The following is a 398-nucleotide window of genomic DNA, read 5'->3' on the forward strand; positions in this document are numbered from 1 at the left end:
GTTCTATAATGATCTTATCGTAAGGAAAAGATAAGCTACTGCATACTTCTTTTATTTCATTCGCTATATCGTTGTTTATGATATCTGAGCATTTTAAGTTTATCGATATAGTGATATTTAACCCTATCATCGAAATATCCCTAATGGATTGATTTAAAAGGAATTTAAACAAACTAGCGTTCATTCCCATCCCGTAGACCAGGTCCATAAACACTTTAGGTTGCAGTATTTCACCATTATATAACTTTAATCTAGCCAGGCATTCCACCCCAACAATGTCACCACTTTTAACATCCAGTTTAGGCTGATAATGCAATTCATAACTAGAATTCGCGATTGCATCCTTAATTATATTATTCATGGACTTACCTCATTACTGACTCCATATACATTAGGCT

Annotated in this window: 1 protein-coding gene; it reads right to left on the reverse strand. The window is 33.7% G+C overall.

All coding sequences use genetic code 11. From position 1 onward, the window contains the following. Nucleotides 1–361: EAL domain-containing protein (locus tag BCT81_RS05165; RefSeq protein WP_133152562.1), on the reverse strand; the 361-nt coding region annotated here is incomplete at its 3' end. Nucleotides 362–398 lie beyond the last annotated feature (37 nt).

Origin of the sequence: Vibrio sp. 10N.261.52.A1 (assembly GCF_002876325.1) — a bacterium.
GTDB classification, from domain to species: domain Bacteria; phylum Pseudomonadota; class Gammaproteobacteria; order Enterobacterales; family Vibrionaceae; genus Vibrio; species Vibrio chagasii.